This is a genomic window from Mangrovibacterium diazotrophicum (genome assembly GCF_003610535.1).
Classification (GTDB): Bacteria; Bacteroidota; Bacteroidia; order Bacteroidales; family Prolixibacteraceae; genus Mangrovibacterium; species Mangrovibacterium diazotrophicum.
This window is the reverse complement of the sequence record NZ_RAPN01000006.1, coordinates 109,583-125,561: the sequence shown is the minus strand read 5'-3', so window position 1 is coordinate 125,561 and position 15,979 is coordinate 109,583. Positions and strand designations below refer to the sequence as shown.

Sequence of the window (15,979 nt, the reverse complement as noted above, 5' to 3'; positions counted from 1 at the left end):
TCTTCAGAAAAATTTAACGTTAAGACCTGATTTCAGATATCGCTAGTTGGGGGCTTCTGTTCTTTCCAGGTGAGAAACAGCCAGGTTGTTGTTGCCGCCATTCCGGATAATCTGCCAGCCACGCTTCGCCAATTCCCGCCGCATTTCTGAGATCAGGTAACCGTGCCCAACAAGCACGACTGTCGAATTTTGCCGGGCCAGTTCCTCCAATAAATTCGTTGCTGCCTGAAGTCGTGCTTTCGTTTCGGGGCGGCTTTCAGCTTCTGAGTTGAGATGAACGAGCCACATCAAACGGGAGAAACCGGTCCAGACCGGGTAGGGCATGGGAATGAGCGGGATTCGGACAATGCCTAATTGGTATTCGTTGAAAACGGAATAGCCGGTAATGCTGTCATCGGGAAACAGGCGGCAGGCTGTGTCGATTGCCCGGGGGAGCGCGCTGGTAACAACCTTCGGATGCTCAGCCTCAATCAGCCCGCGAACCGGTGCCGGGTCGAAGTCGTAAATCGGAGCCGAATTGTAGGCCTTCACCAGCTCGGCAGCCTTCTTTGAGCCCATCACTGTGGGGCGGTCGATATTAACTTTGGCGTGCCGTACCAGGTAAATGTCGAGCTTGCGGGATTGAGCCCAGGCGGGAACAACCACGATCATCAGCCATATGAATAGGACGAAGTTTTTCAAAGCTTGAAATTTAAAGTGACCTGCACTATTCGGTCGTCGTTGCTCCAATTGTAGCTGGCAGTTAAAATCGTCATGTCAAACGGAGAAACCCACAAGCCGGCACCGAAGCCCTTGTGCCAGTAGTCGGATTTCTCGCCCGAAAGCCAGACTCGTCCGGAATCAAAAAGTCCCAGCAGCCCGTATTCGCCATTCAACACAACCGATTTAAAATCATGGATTTTGTAGCGAAGCTCCGTATTTTGGTAGAAGCTGGCATCGCCATAGAAGCGGTCGCCAAGGTAGCCGCGAAGGTTGGTTTTACCGCCGAGCGTTGCCGATTCAAGAAAGAAATGATCGTTGAATATTTTTTCCCCGCCAACTCGCAGTACCACCACTGTTCGCGGGTTTCTTGTAAAGCTGAGGTATGCTCTGAAGTCGCCCGAAAGGGTTGTGAATTGTTCTTCCGGGCCATCAATCCGCCAGGACTGACGTGCTTCGGCATTCAGCAGGTATCCTCGTTGCGGATTGGATTCCCGATCCAATGCTTTGGTCGTGTAGCCGATGCGGACACCGGAATAAACATGTTGCTCCAAGTCGTCGGCTGTGAGTTCGTTTTCGGACAGATTGGAGATGAAATCGTTCCCTGGTTCTTTGATATGTGAGCGTTTGACGAAAAGACCGACCTGTAGTTCACTTTCCTTAATTGTTCCGTCTTCCGATTCCTCAAAAGCTGTTTGTCCCCAGCGTTTTCCCAACGAATACTGGATGTTTGTCTGGTTGATTCGCATTTGGTAGTAGTCACGGTCAAATTCGCTGTTGCGGGTACTTTTGTTCCCCATGCCAAAGTAGTTCATCGCGTAGTTCGGCGCTTTCATATCAATACCAATATGGTGGTCCCAACCGCCATTTTCACTGAACGACTCGAACTGGTAAAGGGCATTAAAGGCCGCGGTAAGTGTGGCAATGTTAGCCATGATCGTGTGAACCTCGTGCCGGCGAAAACGGTATTTGTAGATTATTGGTCCGCCACCGATGAAAACAGCATCGTCGGGATTGAAACCTAGCAACACGCCGGGCTTCACAACATCATATTTAAAGTCCATCCGGTCATAGTAGTTAATCTGTTCGTGGTTGGACAAATGGACGCGTGTATCCTGATTCCGGGTAACGTTGGTTCCCTTTTTATTGTCGTAAATGCTAACTTGGTTTCCGCCGGAGCTTACGATTGAATTATTTTGAAAGGAGTCGTCATCTTTTCCGCCGATTAAACGAATTTTAGAACCTGACTTTTGGTTCCCGTTGAGGACGAACTTGTCATTTCCTTTGAGTCCGTAAAGCCTAATTTCTTTGGTTTCGTTGTTGTTGAAAAGGCGGTGATATTCCAGAATCGTGCGGTCCGAATTCCAGACCTGCACATCAGTTTGTCCGTTGGCTAAACGTTCAACATGAAAAATATCGTTCTCATTAGTCCCGGTTATGTTGACGTTTTTTGCAAGCGAAAGGTAGTGTTCGCGGATCATTTTTCCCATGTTGGCTTTGCGCGCAATCAGAATATCAGCCGTGGAATCGGCACACAGGGGCTGCACTTCTTTTGGAAAGGCTTGGGTCGCAGCCCGTATTTTTTCGTCGGTCAGCCGCATGGTCAGGCTATCAAGCATGGTTGCCCAGTTGTTCCAATCCGGTTCGGTCAGGAAAGTCCGGTCGAAATATCGCGCGTTAAAAGCCAGTCCGTTCATATTTTCGGTCATCGGCCCAAAACCCTGGAATTTGGGCATCAGCCATTTGCGGGTAACCAGCCAGGGCAAACGTCCCTGGTTGACATAGAAAGCCTGGTCGCGGTCGCGGGGAATGGGCCGATAAATGGTTTCCCCGTTTTCCATGAAAGAGGCCCAGCGCCATTGGTCATCATGCCGGTCCCAGTCGTTGAGGAAGGTGTCCAGGATTCTTGCCCGAAGCACAGCCTTTTGATCGACGTGATTGTTGGCCGATTCTTCTGTTTGATCCAGTACGTCGTCGGTTCCTACAATCTCTTTCGAATAACCAAAGCTTTTCTGATCAGACCAGTCTCCTGCCGGTCTTTCTTCAAACAAAAACAACATGTTCGCCAAATCTTCGGTGTATTCTTCCATGCGGTAGTCGCGGGGCACATAAACAACCTCGGGATTGGTGTGCATTACACCAGCCACCTCGGCCAGTTGCGCAGCTACCAAAGCGGCGTAGGGGTTTGAAGCCGAAATATTATCCTGCAAAACTTCGATGGCAAAGGTGTTGGCCAGTTCGGAGGAAACAGCTCCCTCCACATCTTTTTCAATTGAGCGCAAAGTGTACTGGTGTTTATTCGTTGCCTTCAGGCGAAGCGATTTGGTCTGTTGTCCTCCACCTCGTTTGAGAATCACCAGGCCGCCTTTTTCTTGCATGATGTCGAAAACCGGCGCTTTGATCGGTGTCGACCAAATGTCGCGGTAGTTTTCACCCACCCATTTGTAGTGCTTTGGATCAATGTCATAGCGCGTGCTTGCCAACGCAACCATACTATCCGCAAACGTCTGATTTTCGACAATCGGTGCCAGGTGCTCTTCACAGGTCGAAAAGTCGTACACGATTTCGTTGCATTCGGCCATTTCCGGATTTTCGATGCTGAAGAACTTAAGTTCAACCTCGCCTGAAGCGTGGAAGTCGAGTCGGGCAAGACCTCCGTCACGACTGCTACAGCTTGTCTCTTTGCTTTTCACATAGTCGCCACCGGTCAGCGATCCCCCAATGATGTAATGGACCTTGTTTTCGGTGAAGTACTGGAAATTCCGCTCGTGCGAGGAAGCATAGATAATGTTGGGAAATTCCTCCAGCACCGATTTCAATCCCTCTGAAAATTCGGAATAGAGCGGATGCGACAGATCGAGACGGCTGCCCACATTCTTCCTCATGAAAACATACGGAAAACCGATGATTTGGACGAATGGCGAGAAATAGCCCCCGTATTCGCCATAAGAAACGGGTGGGTGGTAGCCCGCAACCACAACCTGTTTGTCGCGGTTGCGCCGAAGGACATCGCGAAGATTGTTCCAAAAGTCGGCTTTGTCTTCCATGTCACACTTGCCCATACGCGTGTCAAACGGATGCATCCACCACTGGGTGTCTATCAGTACCAGGGTAATCGAGTCGCTGATGAAGACTTCTTTCGGTCCGGGGCAACCTCCGTCGGGCATGTAAACTTCTTCGTTTTTCAGTGTTTTATTGATGGTTTTATATTCCCACTTGACCATCTCTTTGCCGTTGGACGCGCCGTACGACCAGTCACTCCAGCCAGCCACAAAGCAGATTGGACCGTTAAATTGTTTCAACTTGTTTAGTTGAGGTCTGGGTTTTTTATCCTCGACATCTTCGGAGAAAAGATCGGAAAAGGAAGGGTAGAAGTTATTACCAAGGAAGATGATCCCTTTTTTGTTGCGGTCAAATTTCATGATCTGATTCATCAGCTTCACCTGTTGCGAATCGGCCGATGAAAACTTACCGCAGTTACCGATCAAAAACAGGCTGAAATTCACCGGATCATCATTGCTTTCGAAATCCCGAGTGCTTGTTTGTGCTTTCGAAGGGGAAAATATGGATAGAAATAAGAAAAAGAGAATAATTTTGTTCATTTTTAAAGTCGGTAGTGACATACGCAAATTTAGTATTCTGTAAAACATTTTGCCATGGAAGTCATCGAAAAGGTAAAACTTCATGTGATCGATTTTTTTGAGAAACACCCCAATCAGCAATTGGTTTTTCATACGCTGGAACATACGCTTTCGGTTGTTCGGCAAGCTGAAATAATTGGCCAGGCTGAAGGGCTTTCGCAGGAGGATTTGAACGCAGTGACGATTGCTGCCTGGTTTCACGACACAGGCTATTTGTTGCAATTGGAAAATCATGAAGGTGCGAGTGTGACGGTGGCCAGGGAATTTTTTAAGAATCATCCGGTTGGTGAAGTCTGCGAAAATATTGTGATTGATTGTATTGAAGTGACTTGCCGGAAGCGTGAGCCAAAGTCGGTGGCAGAAAGTGTGATTCTGGATGCCGATATTGCGCATGTGGCTGATGAAAACTTTATACAGATATCGAAAAAGCTAAAGCGGGAGATTTCGAACTGTATGGACTGTGATGTGAAGGTTCGGGATTACTGGGAAGGCACCTTGTCTTTCATGGAAAAGCTGGAATTTTACACCGACTACGCCAAAACTAATTTCCCGGCCTTGTTGCAGGACAATATCGCGAAGGTTAAAGATTTACTGAAAGTGGAAGCCGAGAAAGAAAACAAAAAGGAGAATAAGAAAAAAAGAAATACCGAAAAGGGAGTCGAGTCGATGTTTCGTCTGACTGCCAGTAACCAGATGAGACTGAGTTCAATTGGTGACAAAAAGGCGAATATTCTGATATCGATCAACTCAATTTTAATTTCCGTATCGGCAGCTGTGGCAACGAGGCAGGCCATGGATTACCATCCGTTTCTTCCTGCTTTGGTGACACTTTTTCTTTCAAGCCTAATATCCCTGATTTTTGCGATTTTATCGTGTCGTCCAGAGCTGAAGCCGGTGAATGTGACCGACGAGGAGCTGAAACAACGCAAGATAAATTTGCTTTTCTTCGGAAATTTCAACGGGATACCTTATCCAAAGTATCACGAATCGATGCGTGAAATGATGGATGATTACGATTACCTGTATGGGAACCTGATCAAAGACCAGTATAATTTGGGGAAGACATTGTACCGCAAATACAAGTTATTGCGAATTGCCTACAACGTTTTTATGTATGGATTTATCCTGGCTGCTCTCGTTTTTGCCATTAATTACATGCAGTTGACGTAGGCATCATACAGTTGGTATCAACTTCCAGTTCATTTTCAATTTCAATGGCGAAAATGTCGACTTTGTGTTTTTTGCCAATTAACAGATCTTTTGCAATCCATTCAATTTTAAACCCGTTGCCAACCTCCTCAAATTTCGTGGCAAAGGTTTTTGTTACCAGCAGTTGGCGATTGTAACTTTTGCATTGTTTCTGAATCCGGGCCGCCGTGTTCAGGACATCGCCGTGAAAGGCAATTTCACTTTTAATCGAGCCGACCTCCGAAACCATAATCTTTCCGGAGTTGATGGATGCTGTGAAGTTGGGAATAATGCCAAATTCTTTTTTAAACTCTTCCTGCCGACAGTTAAGCATGTAACTGAATTCGTAGTATAATTTTACCGCATGCCGGAAATTCTGGATGTTTTTGGTGTACCAGGTCAGTACCACCTCGTCGCCGATAATCTGGTATTGCATGGCGCGGTATTTAATTTCGAGCAGTCCGAGCGGTTCAAAACACTTCTGTAAAAACTTACTGTATTGGCGGTGTCCCAGCTGTTCTGCATATTTTGTCGACGAGATTAAGTCGATGAAAATGAAGATGCGTTCTTCTTCCCTTGGTTTGCGATAGTAGCCCGAAACTATCTTGAAAAAATTTAAGGCACCAACTTTTTGACGAATGGCCTTAAACATGTTGATGATCATGGAAATAAATACCGCCATGATGAACAGGAATGCGCTGGTGCGGCTAATAAAGAACCACTTCAAAAGCAGCAAATATTCATCGATATCGGTAAAAATTTTGTTGTGGTAGTGGTAGGCGGAAACAACAAGAAAAACAAATACTACTAAAAGCATGAGTACCAGGAAACGGTACAGGAAGACAACTCCCATACTTTTGCGGGACAGATACCGATACAGAACCACATCTTCAATCAGCCAGGTGAAAAGAGCCATCAACGAGCTCAGCAATAGGGGAACCACGTGATTTTGATCAACGACCTGGAAAAAACGAGCTCCATTTGTACCAATATCAGGCTGTAACAGGAAAACGGACAGGAAAAGTATTCCGGTCAGGATGGCCCAGGCAATCAGGTTAAAAAAGAGCTTTCCAACTAACCACAAAGTCTGAAACTTCAGGTTTTGTTTTTGATTCATTTTCCGGAACAACTCTTTTTTATCCATGGCAGCAAATTCTCAACTAAAAGGTATACAAATACAATGTAACCTGTCCTTTTCCGGTCGGAAATTAAATTAAATTTTCGCCAAAATAAACGATTTGTTGAGACATTTGGAGCGTTCAGCGATCTTCGCGATTCCTAGATGGCGAAATCTGCCCGCTGGTTCAGGAAATTAATGAGACCTTGAAAATCCTGTTCGGTTTTAAAAATATACTCTTCGCTTAACTTCATCGAGTGAACGTGATGGTAAAGCGTAGTCACATTCTCTTTTGATGGATTGGTCAACTTTTCACAGAGGTTGTTGAATAGTTTTTGTCTTACAGTTTTCATTCTCTTTCTCTACTCTTGTTAATACTTTATGAAATACTTAACCCCTTTTCTTGAATCGATTTATTTTCAATGCGCACAGCATGATTCTGTGATTTTACTCAAATAGTTTGGATGTAAATATTTCGGCCATCCGTTCCAATTTCTCAGGATCATAGTTTTCTGCTGTCAGGATCATATATTTCACGGTGCCGAAATAACCAGCCAGAAATAATTCGGCCATTAACGGGAGGTCATCTTTTTGCAGATTACGGCATTCCCCCGAATCATAAGCATCGAACAAAATTCGCTGCAGGTACGATTTCTCAAATTCCATCATCTTGCAAAAGCGCTCTTTTGTATTCCGTTGCTCGTAATTGGCATCGTTCATTATCCGGTAAACGTTGGCCATGCACAAGCTTCCCTTTTGGAATTCGACCATGTATGTTTTCAGTTTATCCGTGATTGACTTTTGCTGCTCCACCTTGTCTTTCACTTGTTTGCGAAGATTGGTCAATTCCATTTCAATCACTGCATCAAATACTTCCTCTTTGCTGGTGAAGTAGTGGTAAAGCGTACTTTTGGCTTTCCCGCAGGCTGCTGCAATCTCATCCATGGTGGTTTTTTTCAAACCATATTGATGAAACAACTTTTGCGCTTGTTCCAGTATTTCCGTTTTGACTATTTCATCCTTTTCTCGCACCATCTTAATCGACTAAATTAGTTTTCCAGTAGCGAAATTAATGTAAATCTGCTTTTTAGCGAAGAGAATTTTGTTAAAAAGTTGAAATCGTGTATTTCTGACGTATTGAAGGTGTTTCGGAACTTCTCAAATAGAGCGGTCAACGAGCATCTTTACTCCGAATTGTAGTAAAATTTCAAATCCGTTTCTTTAAATTGTACTAAGCTATTCAAAGTTGCGGAGAAGGCCTCTCGATTGGATTTTATCTGCGTGACGACTTCCTGTTTCGAACTTCAGAGGTACAAAAAATACGCCTGACCAAATTTTTTTTGAACTCCCAATGCAGTTGGCTGTTTTGTAAATCCGAAAAGACTAACACTATGAGTACTGTTTTTAACCAAGTGCGCCGCTTCTTGGGCAAACCATATGATGATTTGCATTTCCTGCTGAGTTGTTTCAAGGAGGTGCTCGAAGAGAGTAATAAGGAAGAGCTTGTTCCCTTTATTCCTTGGTTAAGCGAGACCAAAAAGCCGGGGCCTGCTGATTTGATCAGTAACGATTATATCCACCTGATGTCGATGTGTTTTCAACTGCTGAACCTGGCCGAAGTAAACGGCGCGGTACAGAGTCGTCGTTTGAAGGAAGAAGTGGATATGGCCAAGGTGAATGGCTTGTGGGCCAACCAGTTTAAAATGCTGAAAGAGCAGGGAATTGGTGAGAAAGAGATATTGGAGGAGTTGCCGAAAGTCATGATCGAGCCAGTTTTAACGGCTCACCCAACTGAAGCAAAGCGTGCGGTGGTATTGCACGAGTATCGCAAATTATACCTCTTGCTGGTAAAGCGCGAAAACAAAATGTACACGCACATCGAGCAACAGGAGATTCGTGATGAAATCAAGCAGATCCTGCACCGGTTGTGGCATGTAGGTGAAATTTATATTGAAAAGCCCCGTATTGAATCGGAGCTGGATAATATTCTGCACTACCTGACCAACGTGTTCCCGGGGGTGCTGGTAATCCTGGACAAACGTCTGCGTCAAGCCTGGAAAGAATCCGGTTTCGACATGCATTTGCTGGACAATGTGGATTTGTACCCGGCCTTCTCATTCGGAAACTGGGTCGGCGGCGACCGCGACGGGCACCCTTTGGTTACGCCCGAAATCACGCGTCTGACTTTACAAAAACTGCGGATTCACGCTTTCTATATTATCAAGAACGAGTTGGTAGAGCTGGCTCAAAAGCTCAGTATTTACCGCAACTCATCCGAAGTGTCGGATGAATTCAACAAGCGGGTGAACGAGCTGGTTGCCGAATTAGGCGAACCCGGTGAACAGGAGTTGAGAGAGCACGGCGAAGAGATTTTCAAGGTGTTTGTCGACTTGTTGCTGAAAAAGATTCCAATTGATTTGAGCCGCGAGTTTAATATGGAGCTCGAAGACCGGACCAACAGCTACCGCAGTTCGATCGACCTGGTTGCCGATTTGAACTTGTTGTATGCCGAGCTCGAAGCTTGCCAGGTTGGCGAAGTTGCCCGGGTTGATGTAGGCCGCGCAAAACGCTTGGTTCGTATTTTCGGTTTCCACCTGGCTAAACTGGACATCCGCCAAAACAGCGCCTATCACGAAAAAGCCCTGAACCAGTTGGTGACAAGCTCGCTGGGCGAGGAAGCTGCAAAAGATATTGATTCATCGCAGGAAGCGAAACGAAGCTTTTTGGATGGAGAATTGAAAATAAACCGTCCGTTCCTGGTCGATCATCAGAACCTGGAACTGGAAGGCAAAAATGTAATGGGTGCGATGAGCGTTGTGGCCGAACATGTGCACCGCTACAGCCCCAATGCTTTCGGGAAACTCATTGTGAGTATGACCCGCAATACCGAAGATTTGCTTACTGTTTACCTCTTCATGCGTGAAGTTGGTTTGATGGTGAAAAAAGAAAACGGCCTGGCAGCAATGTTGCCGGTTGTGCCGTTGTTCGAGACCATTGAAGACCTGAAAGAAAGTCCCGGCATTTTGGACGACTACCTGAGCCATCCGGTTGTGCAAAACAGTTTGAAAGCACAATCGTGGGAAAATGCCGGTGGTGAGCTCATACAGGATGTGATGATTGGCTACAGTGACAGTAACAAGGATGGTGGTATTTTGGCCAGCACCTGGTTCCTGCACGAAGCGCAGAAAGCGCTGACTGAAGTTGGCCGAAAACATGGCGTGTCCATCCGTTTCTTCCACGGTACCGGGGGGAGTATCAGTCGTGGTGCAGGTCCGGCACACTGGTTTGTAAAGACATTGCCGGCTGGCTCTATCAACGGTAAATTCCGGGTAACAGAGCAGGGTGAAACCATCGAGCGGAAGTATGCCAACCTGGTGAACGCCGCCTATAACCTGGAGTTGATGCTGGCCAGTGTGACTGCTCAAACGGTGTTGCACAAACACAGCAAAGCGGAACGCCATGAAGTGGAGACCTTGTTCCGCCAATTGGGCGACCGCGGACGATTCTATTATCGCCAGTTGATTTCTGATCCCGATTTCATTCGCTTCTTCGAGCAGGCCACACCGATCGATGTAATCGAGTCGAGCAAGATCGGTTCGCGCCCGGCGCGTCGTACCGGAAAACGAAGCATGGAAGACCTTCGTGCTATCCCTTGGGTATTCTCCTGGTCGCAGTCGCGCTTCAACATTACCAGTTGGTACGGCGTGGGTTCAACCTTACATGAAATGAAAACCCAAAAGCCGGACGACTATCAAAAGATGATTGAACTGATGGAATACGATCCGTTTGTGCGGTATGTGATGACCAATCTCGATTCGAGTCTGGCATCGACCGACGAGCAGATTATGGAAAAATACGCTTCGATGGTGGAAGAACCTGAAATTCGTAAGCGCATCATGGGCATCATCAAGAAAGAATTGACGCTGACCCGTGATATGTTGGCCGACGTGTTGCAGGTGCCGATAGAACAACGCCGGAAAAACCACTACTATTCGACCCAGTTACGGGCCGAAGCACTCAACTTCCTGCACGATGCTCAGATTGAGCTGTTGCAGAAATGGCGAGAAAGTAAGAAGAAGAAAACACCGGATGAGGATGATTACCTCTTTGCCTTGTTGCAATGTGTTAATGCTATTGCCAATGCCCTCGGGGCAACCGGTTGATGATACAGAGGGAGCGTTGCTCCCTTTTTTTATGGATTGAAGTGAATAAAAACAAAATTTTGAAAGTAATAACAGAGTTAGATAAAGATGAATAAAACGATTTCGCGTATTCAGACGCTTTTCCCGGGAGCCGCACCTTTGAATGAGGTGTTGGACGATTATTTTCAGAAAATGAATGAAGAGCATGATTTCGATGTTCGGAAAAATGTGGCAGCCTATTCGCTGTGCCCCGACGAGCTCAACAATCATGTGATCGAAAAAATCCGTTCGTTGTTTGGGAATACTTTCGCACTTGGTGGAATTACCGGCTACCCGTTTACTGGGGCCACGGGCTTCAACGCGTTTGGCGACCATATTCCGGACGATGGGACGGCGTTCATTTTCTACGGGCCGCACATGGGAATCAATGCGGAGCGCAACGGATATGTGCATCGGATCGGGCAGGAGCGCGACACGCTTTCATGCGGTGCTGCTTTGGGTGCTTACCAGCAGTTGATCGACGGTGGTGGCACCTTGCCGGAAATTAACCACGACGACTACCAGCAATGGCGGGTCAAGCAGATGATTGTGCCTCACCTTGCCGGCATGTCGAAAGTGACGCCTGAGCTGAACCTGATTGACATTGTGTTTGAGGAAAGCCGCAGTTTTGTTTTGCAGCAGGCAGCGCGGATTAAAAAGCAGTTTAAAGCGGACAAGATGTTTTTGTTGGGCGGGCTGGTGTTGAATACGCCGCTGGAGATGGCGGATTACATTTTAGCTAAATCCTTTGATGTAATTTAGCTACTGGCCCTACTGTTTTGAAAGTTTGTTCGTGCCAAAGCAGGCCGCATCGCGACCAGGAAAAGTGACATAGAAATTCGTCTCGATTTCGGAATCACTTTTCTTTTCAATGGTCCAACGGGCACTTCCGCCGGGAACAAAGTTTTCAATATTTTCGGTTTGAAAGACCAGAAAATCAGTAGTCGATAGGGAGTCTACCAAAACATATTGGTTGATATAGCCCTCGTTGTTGAATTGGCGGAACACAATTACTTTTCGGGCTTTGTCAAAACTAATCATCCCCTGATCGGTGTGATGTTCTCCGTTTGGATTTTGGCTGGTTGGTTGAAACCGGGAGTCATGATTGACTTCGATGAAACTGCCATCCATAACCGGTTTGTATGACGCGGTTATTGTCGATTGGTTGTTCCCAAATCCGCTGCCGGTTCCCTGCCAGTCGCCAAACAAGAAGGAGAGGCGTGCAAATGTATTTGACTGACCAGAACCTGCGAGGGCGATCAAAATTAATATCGAGAGCGTGATTAACTTTTTCATGAGTTAAGTATTCAAGAAGGTCAGTTTATTCCATTCGTTTGGCTTCTTCCCAGTATTTGTCCATTTCCGAGAGAGGCATTTCTTTCAGATCCATGCCTTTCTTAATGGTTTGGCTTTCTAAATAGTTGAAGCGTTTCATGAATTTCAGGTTGGTCCGTTCCAGCGCGGCTTCGGGATCAATTTTGTACAAGCGGGCAGCATTCACCATCGCAAAGAAGAGGTCGCCAAATTCGGCTTCTATTTTATCGTGGTCGTTGCTGTTTATTTCATGCTGCAGTTCGTTTACTTCTTCTTTCACCTTGTCCCAAACCTGTTCCGGGTATTCCCAGTCGAACCCGACACCGCTCACTTTTTCCTGGATACGGTTGGCTTTCACCAAAGCGGGTAACGAGGCCGGTACACCTTCCAGCACGGTTTTCTTTTTCCTCCCTTTTTCTTTCAGTTTCAGGGCTTCCCAGTTTTGTTCCACTTCGCGTGAGTTGTTCACGTCCACTTCGCCGTAAATGTGCGGGTGGCGGTAAATCAGTTTTTCATTCAGCGATCGAATGACATCCTCAATATTGAAAGCCTGTTTTTCTTCCCCGATCTTTGCGTAAAAGACAATGTGCAACAACAGGTCGCCCAACTCTTTTTTAATCTCATTCAGATCCGACTGCAGGATTGCGTCGCCCAGCTCGTAGGTTTCCTCAATTGTCAGTTTGCGCAGCGACTCAAAAGTTTGCTCCCGATCCCACGGGCACTTCTGACGCAATTCATCCATAATTTCCAGCAACTCGCCAAAAGCTTTCAATTTTTCATTCATATCTAGGGTGTTTTATTCAATTATCAAATCGTAATTCCGAAGCAAACCTGCTAATCCGTTGGTTGCAAAACGCGTTTTTTTCAGACTATTTCGCGACGGGTCAATCGTAAAATTGAAGGCTGACCGGAAGTCGGCTTTAACCAGCAGGCAACTCTCAAATTGGGCATCAGTCAGATCACAGTCATCAAAAACAGATTCAGAGAGATCCGTTCGGGTAAAATCAACTTCTTTCAACGAGCAGTTTGTAAAACGCGTCTTCTTCAACTTTTTCGCGGTAAACAACGCATAATCCATTTTGCAGTTTTCAAACTGAACCTGGAACAGGAAATCGTTGCAAGCTGAGAAATCCAAACCAACCAGTTTGCAGTTGCCAAATTTCACGTCTTTGAACCCCGTTTGGGCAGTCGCTGCGCCTGCAAAATTACAGTCCGAAAACTGGCAATCAATGAAGTCGCAATGATTCAACCCTGTGTTTTCAAAAGAACAGTTCACGAAGGTGCATCCGTCGAAAGTTGTGTCCTTCAGTTGATTGGTTTCGAAATGTTTGTTCTCGTAAGTTTCGTCGTAATTGGCCATGGCTGTTCTCTGAATTGAATCGGGAAGTTATTCAAAATTATCAGGAAACCGGAGTTCGACGCAGCTCATTTTATTAATTATTAATGAACCGATTGTGTCTTTATTTAACAATAAAAATTGAATTAATTGCTGCAAGGGTGTAGGGCGTTATCGCCTAAATACTTATAATAGAACGACAATAATTTACCACACCTCCCGTTTCTAAAGGTGCTGTTTTGCAAAAAACATCTATTTTTACCCTCGGAATGGAAGAGCCTCTTGCCTCGGTTTGTGCGACCTGAATGCTGTTGTGCGGCAATGTTTACGGAATGCGAACCCTTTTTGGCACTATTTTAGAATGGCTTTTCACGAAAAGTAAAGAGAAAACTCATGACCCTTAAATTTAATCCTATGAAACGTATTTACTGGTTATTGGTGGTTGTCCTAATTTTAGGAGCCTGTTCGTCAGGACAGAAGGCCCTGGATAACGGTAACTTCAGAGAAGCCATTGCGAAAGCTGTCAATCGCTTAAGTCAGAACCCGGATAGCCGCAAAGCCCAGCAGGTTGTTGCTGAGGGATATCCGATGGCCATGGAATATTACCAGGAAGAAATCGACCAGACGTTGTCTGGCAACGATCCGTTTAAATGGAACCAAACCCTGGCGGTGATGCAGGAGGTCAACAGCATTTCCGAGACGATCCGACGAATTCCGGCTGCCCGGAAAATCATCACTTCGCCAAAAGTTTACACCAGCGAGTTGCAAAATGTGATTCAGAATGCCGCGGAAGAACACTATGTTGCCGGGCAAGCTTTTCTGGATCGTAACAACCGCGACGATGCCAAGCAGGCATGCCGCCATTTTCAGGAATGCGATCGCTTGGTGCCGGGTTATAAGGATGTTGTTGCCATGATCAATGAATCGAAAGATTTAGCCACTTTGAGGGTGATCGTTGAGCCACTGCCAGCGCCGTCGATGCGCTATGAGCTGACAGCCGACTTTTTCTACAGCCAGGTGATGGAACGCATGAATCAATTGTATCCGGTTCAAAGTTTTGTCAATTTTTATACGCCCGAAGAGGCTGAGAAATTAGAACTGAAATACCCGGATATGGTAGTGAAGCTGGCTTTTATGGATTTCTACATAGAGCGCCCGAAGCACTACGAAGAAGAAAAGATGTTGCAGCGTGAGATTGAGGAAGAAGTGCAGGTGAAAGTTTCGCGCGATTCTGTTCGCACTGAAAAGCGGACATTTACCGTGAAAGGAAAAATTAAAGTTTCGACCGACGAAGTTGCTTCCGGCGGTTTGATAAAACTGAATATTCAGGATTTTCAGGCAGAAAGAGTGTTGCTGGATGACAATATTCCCGGCGAGTTCCTGTGGCGCAACCAATATGGCCTTTTCCTGGGCGATGAACGTGTGCTATCGAAAGAAGAAGTTCAAATTCTGAACAATTCAGCGGTACCTCCTCCTGGATCGCAGGATCTGTTTATGGAATTTACCAAACCGATTTATGCGCGCTTAACGGACCGGATGAACGGTTTCTTCAGACGTTATAACTAGAATGAATTGCTAAGCATAGAAAAGGCCTGAATTATCGTGGAGATAATTCAGGCCTTTTTGTTTATGATCGGGTTCCGGGTTCTGAGTTTCAAGTTCCGAGTTCCAAGTTCTGAGTCTCAAGTCTATTATCTATCATCCAGTATCTGGCGTCCGTCAGCCTTCAATCCTTCAATCCTTCAATCTAGTATCTCGTTGAGTGATAGAAAGCAATGGTGAAATTAATCGTTGGCCGTTCCAGGAAATACCACTGCATATCCCAGTCGTCAAAGTCGGTGTAGGGTTTGTGATCCCATTTCCAGTGGTTGGCTTTAAAGTAGTTGTAGCCCAATTTAAACATCAGAAAGTTGTGGCGTCTGCCCATTTGATGCCGGTAGCCGAGTCCTGCTTCGTAAATCAACCCTTTGTGTTGTTGGTCCGCATCGGTTCGAAAGGCGTATCCACCCTCCGCATAAATGAACGGCGTTCGTGCCGGTTTTCCGAAGAAATATTTCAGGTTTCCCATAAAGGGAAGCGTTTGCATTTTAGGACCAGTATATTGGTTGTAGCCTAATGACACCCCCGCGGAAACATGGTAATTCAGAAATATGTTGGCCGATACTGCCAATCCCAGGTTGAAAGGTGAAAATTCGTCGTGCCAGTTAGGCGGGTAATCCGTTGTCATACTTAACCCGTATCCGGCTTTCCCCTCGATGGTATAGTAGAAACCTTGGTTCCGAATAATTCTGTTTTGGCCGGACACCGTTACGCTAACGATAAGTAATGCGATACAGACCAGAGCTTTAGTAAAATTGTTTACTTTCATATTCCACAGCTAATAGTTTTTCTATTTTCCCTTCACGCAACGAATCGACCTACCTATGCTATCAAATGAAACGATGAAACCGATTTTTTAGTGTTTACGGGTAACATAAAATTCAGCCTGTTTTTTGCGAAATTT

General features: G+C 45.9%; 13 protein-coding genes. 4 read left to right on the top strand and 9 right to left on the bottom strand.

The features are described from left to right. Positions 1-42: 42 nt before the first annotated feature. Together BC643_RS22875 and BC643_RS22870 are read right to left on the bottom strand one after the other, a co-directional pair. Positions 43-681 (bottom strand): histidine phosphatase family protein, encoded by a 639-nt coding sequence (locus tag BC643_RS22875; RefSeq protein WP_147377318.1) that lies wholly within the window; start codon positions 679-681, stop codon positions 43-45. Next, complete coding sequence (locus tag BC643_RS22870; protein ID WP_170154666.1) at positions 678-4,301, bottom strand: BamA/TamA family outer membrane protein; 3,624 nt, start codon at positions 4,299-4,301, stop codon at positions 678-680. Before BC643_RS22870 ends, BC643_RS22875 begins: the two co-directional genes overlap by 4 nt. Positions 4,302-4,355: 54 nt before the next feature. Between BC643_RS22870 and BC643_RS22865 the strand changes: the two genes are divergently transcribed. Continuing rightward, on the top strand, positions 4,356-5,510 hold the full coding sequence (locus BC643_RS22865) for a Pycsar system effector family protein (RefSeq protein ID WP_120275784.1): 1,155 nt from the start codon (positions 4,356-4,358) through the stop codon (positions 5,508-5,510). Here the strand turns inward: BC643_RS22865 and BC643_RS22860 are convergent. From BC643_RS22860 to BC643_RS22850, 3 genes are all read right to left on the bottom strand, one after another. Continuing rightward, a complete protein-coding gene (locus BC643_RS22860) occupies positions 5,488-6,672 on the bottom strand; it encodes an adenylate/guanylate cyclase domain-containing protein (protein ID WP_120275782.1) in 1,185 nt (394 codons plus the stop codon). The two genes, BC643_RS22865 and BC643_RS22860, sit on opposite strands and share 23 nt — an antisense overlap. Positions 6,673-6,806: 134 nt before the next feature. Continuing rightward, positions 6,807-6,998: a hypothetical protein gene (locus BC643_RS22855; RefSeq protein WP_120275780.1), complete on the bottom strand. Its 192-nt coding sequence runs from the start codon at positions 6,996-6,998 to the stop codon at positions 6,807-6,809. Positions 6,999-7,092: 94 nt separating this feature from the next. Continuing rightward, positions 7,093-7,680: a TetR/AcrR family transcriptional regulator gene (locus BC643_RS22850; RefSeq protein WP_120275779.1), complete on the bottom strand. Its 588-nt coding sequence runs from the start codon at positions 7,678-7,680 to the stop codon at positions 7,093-7,095. A gap of 356 nt (positions 7,681-8,036) precedes the next feature. On the opposite strand from BC643_RS22850, the gene BC643_RS22845 reads away from it, so the two are divergent. Then, entirely contained in the window at positions 8,037-10,808 is a 2,772-nt protein-coding gene (locus BC643_RS22845) for a phosphoenolpyruvate carboxylase (protein WP_120275777.1), read from the top strand. 87 nt (positions 10,809-10,895) lie between these two features. After that, positions 10,896-11,588 carry a hypothetical protein gene (locus BC643_RS22840; RefSeq protein WP_120275776.1) on the top strand — a complete coding sequence of 231 codons (693 nt, stop codon included), beginning with the start codon at positions 10,896-10,898 and terminating at the stop codon, positions 11,586-11,588. A gap of 9 nt (positions 11,589-11,597) precedes the next feature. Here BC643_RS22840 and BC643_RS22835 read toward each other — a convergent pair whose 3' ends face one another. The 3 genes from BC643_RS22835 to BC643_RS22825 are packed head-to-tail and all read right to left on the bottom strand — an operon-like array spanning position 11,598 to position 13,500. Continuing rightward, positions 11,598-12,122 carry a hypothetical protein gene (locus BC643_RS22835; protein WP_147377317.1) on the bottom strand — a complete coding sequence of 175 codons (525 nt, stop codon included), beginning with the start codon at positions 12,120-12,122 and terminating at the stop codon, positions 11,598-11,600. A gap of 25 nt (positions 12,123-12,147) precedes the next feature. After that, the gene (gene mazG, locus BC643_RS22830; protein ID WP_120275773.1) at positions 12,148-12,924 is read right to left on the bottom strand and encodes a nucleoside triphosphate pyrophosphohydrolase; all 777 of its coding nucleotides are present in this window, start codon (positions 12,922-12,924) and stop codon (positions 12,148-12,150) included. 12 nt (positions 12,925-12,936) lie between these two features. After that, positions 12,937-13,500, bottom strand: coding sequence for a pentapeptide repeat-containing protein (locus BC643_RS22825; protein ID WP_120275771.1), 564 nt, complete (start codon positions 13,498-13,500; stop codon positions 12,937-12,939). A 390-nt stretch (positions 13,501-13,890) separates the two neighbouring features. Between BC643_RS22825 and BC643_RS22820 the strand changes: the two genes are divergently transcribed. Then, positions 13,891-15,042, top strand: coding sequence for a hypothetical protein (locus BC643_RS22820; protein ID WP_147377316.1), 1,152 nt, complete (start codon positions 13,891-13,893; stop codon positions 15,040-15,042). 181 nt (positions 15,043-15,223) lie between these two features. Here BC643_RS22820 and BC643_RS22815 read toward each other — a convergent pair whose 3' ends face one another. Next, positions 15,224-15,844 (bottom strand): hypothetical protein, encoded by a 621-nt coding sequence (locus BC643_RS22815; RefSeq protein WP_120275768.1) that lies wholly within the window; start codon positions 15,842-15,844, stop codon positions 15,224-15,226. Between the last annotated feature and the right edge of the window lie 135 nt (positions 15,845-15,979).

What these genes read in the sequence shown, in the direction of transcription:
- BC643_RS22865 (WP_120275784.1), top strand. Translation starts at nt 4,356, where the DNA reads ATGGAAGTCATCGAAAAGGTAAAACTTCATGTGATCGATTTTTTTGAG.
- BC643_RS22840 (WP_120275776.1), top strand. Translation starts at nt 10,896, where the DNA reads ATGAATAAAACGATTTCGCGTATTCAGACGCTTTTCCCGGGAGCCGCA.
- BC643_RS22820 (WP_147377316.1), top strand. Translation starts at nt 13,891, where the DNA reads ATGAAACGTATTTACTGGTTATTGGTGGTTGTCCTAATTTTAGGAGCC.
- BC643_RS22835 (WP_147377317.1), bottom strand. Translation starts at nt 12,122, where the DNA reads ATGAAAAAGTTAATCACGCTCTCGATATTAATTTTGATCGCCCTCGCA.
- BC643_RS22860 (WP_120275782.1), bottom strand. Translation starts at nt 6,672, where the DNA reads ATGGATAAAAAAGAGTTGTTCCGGAAAATGAATCAAAAACAAAACCTG.
- BC643_RS22855 (WP_120275780.1), bottom strand. Translation starts at nt 6,998, where the DNA reads ATGAAAACTGTAAGACAAAAACTATTCAACAACCTCTGTGAAAAGTTG.
- BC643_RS22815 (WP_120275768.1), bottom strand. Translation starts at nt 15,844, where the DNA reads ATGAAAGTAAACAATTTTACTAAAGCTCTGGTCTGTATCGCATTACTT.
- BC643_RS22825 (WP_120275771.1), bottom strand. Translation starts at nt 13,500, where the DNA reads ATGGCCAATTACGACGAAACTTACGAGAACAAACATTTCGAAACCAAT.
- BC643_RS22850 (WP_120275779.1), bottom strand. Translation starts at nt 7,680, where the DNA reads ATGGTGCGAGAAAAGGATGAAATAGTCAAAACGGAAATACTGGAACAA.
- mazG (WP_120275773.1), bottom strand. Translation starts at nt 12,924, where the DNA reads ATGAATGAAAAATTGAAAGCTTTTGGCGAGTTGCTGGAAATTATGGAT.
- BC643_RS22870 (WP_170154666.1), bottom strand. Translation starts at nt 4,301, where the DNA reads ATGAACAAAATTATTCTCTTTTTCTTATTTCTATCCATATTTTCCCCT.
- BC643_RS22845 (WP_120275777.1), top strand. Translation starts at nt 8,037, where the DNA reads ATGAGTACTGTTTTTAACCAAGTGCGCCGCTTCTTGGGCAAACCATAT.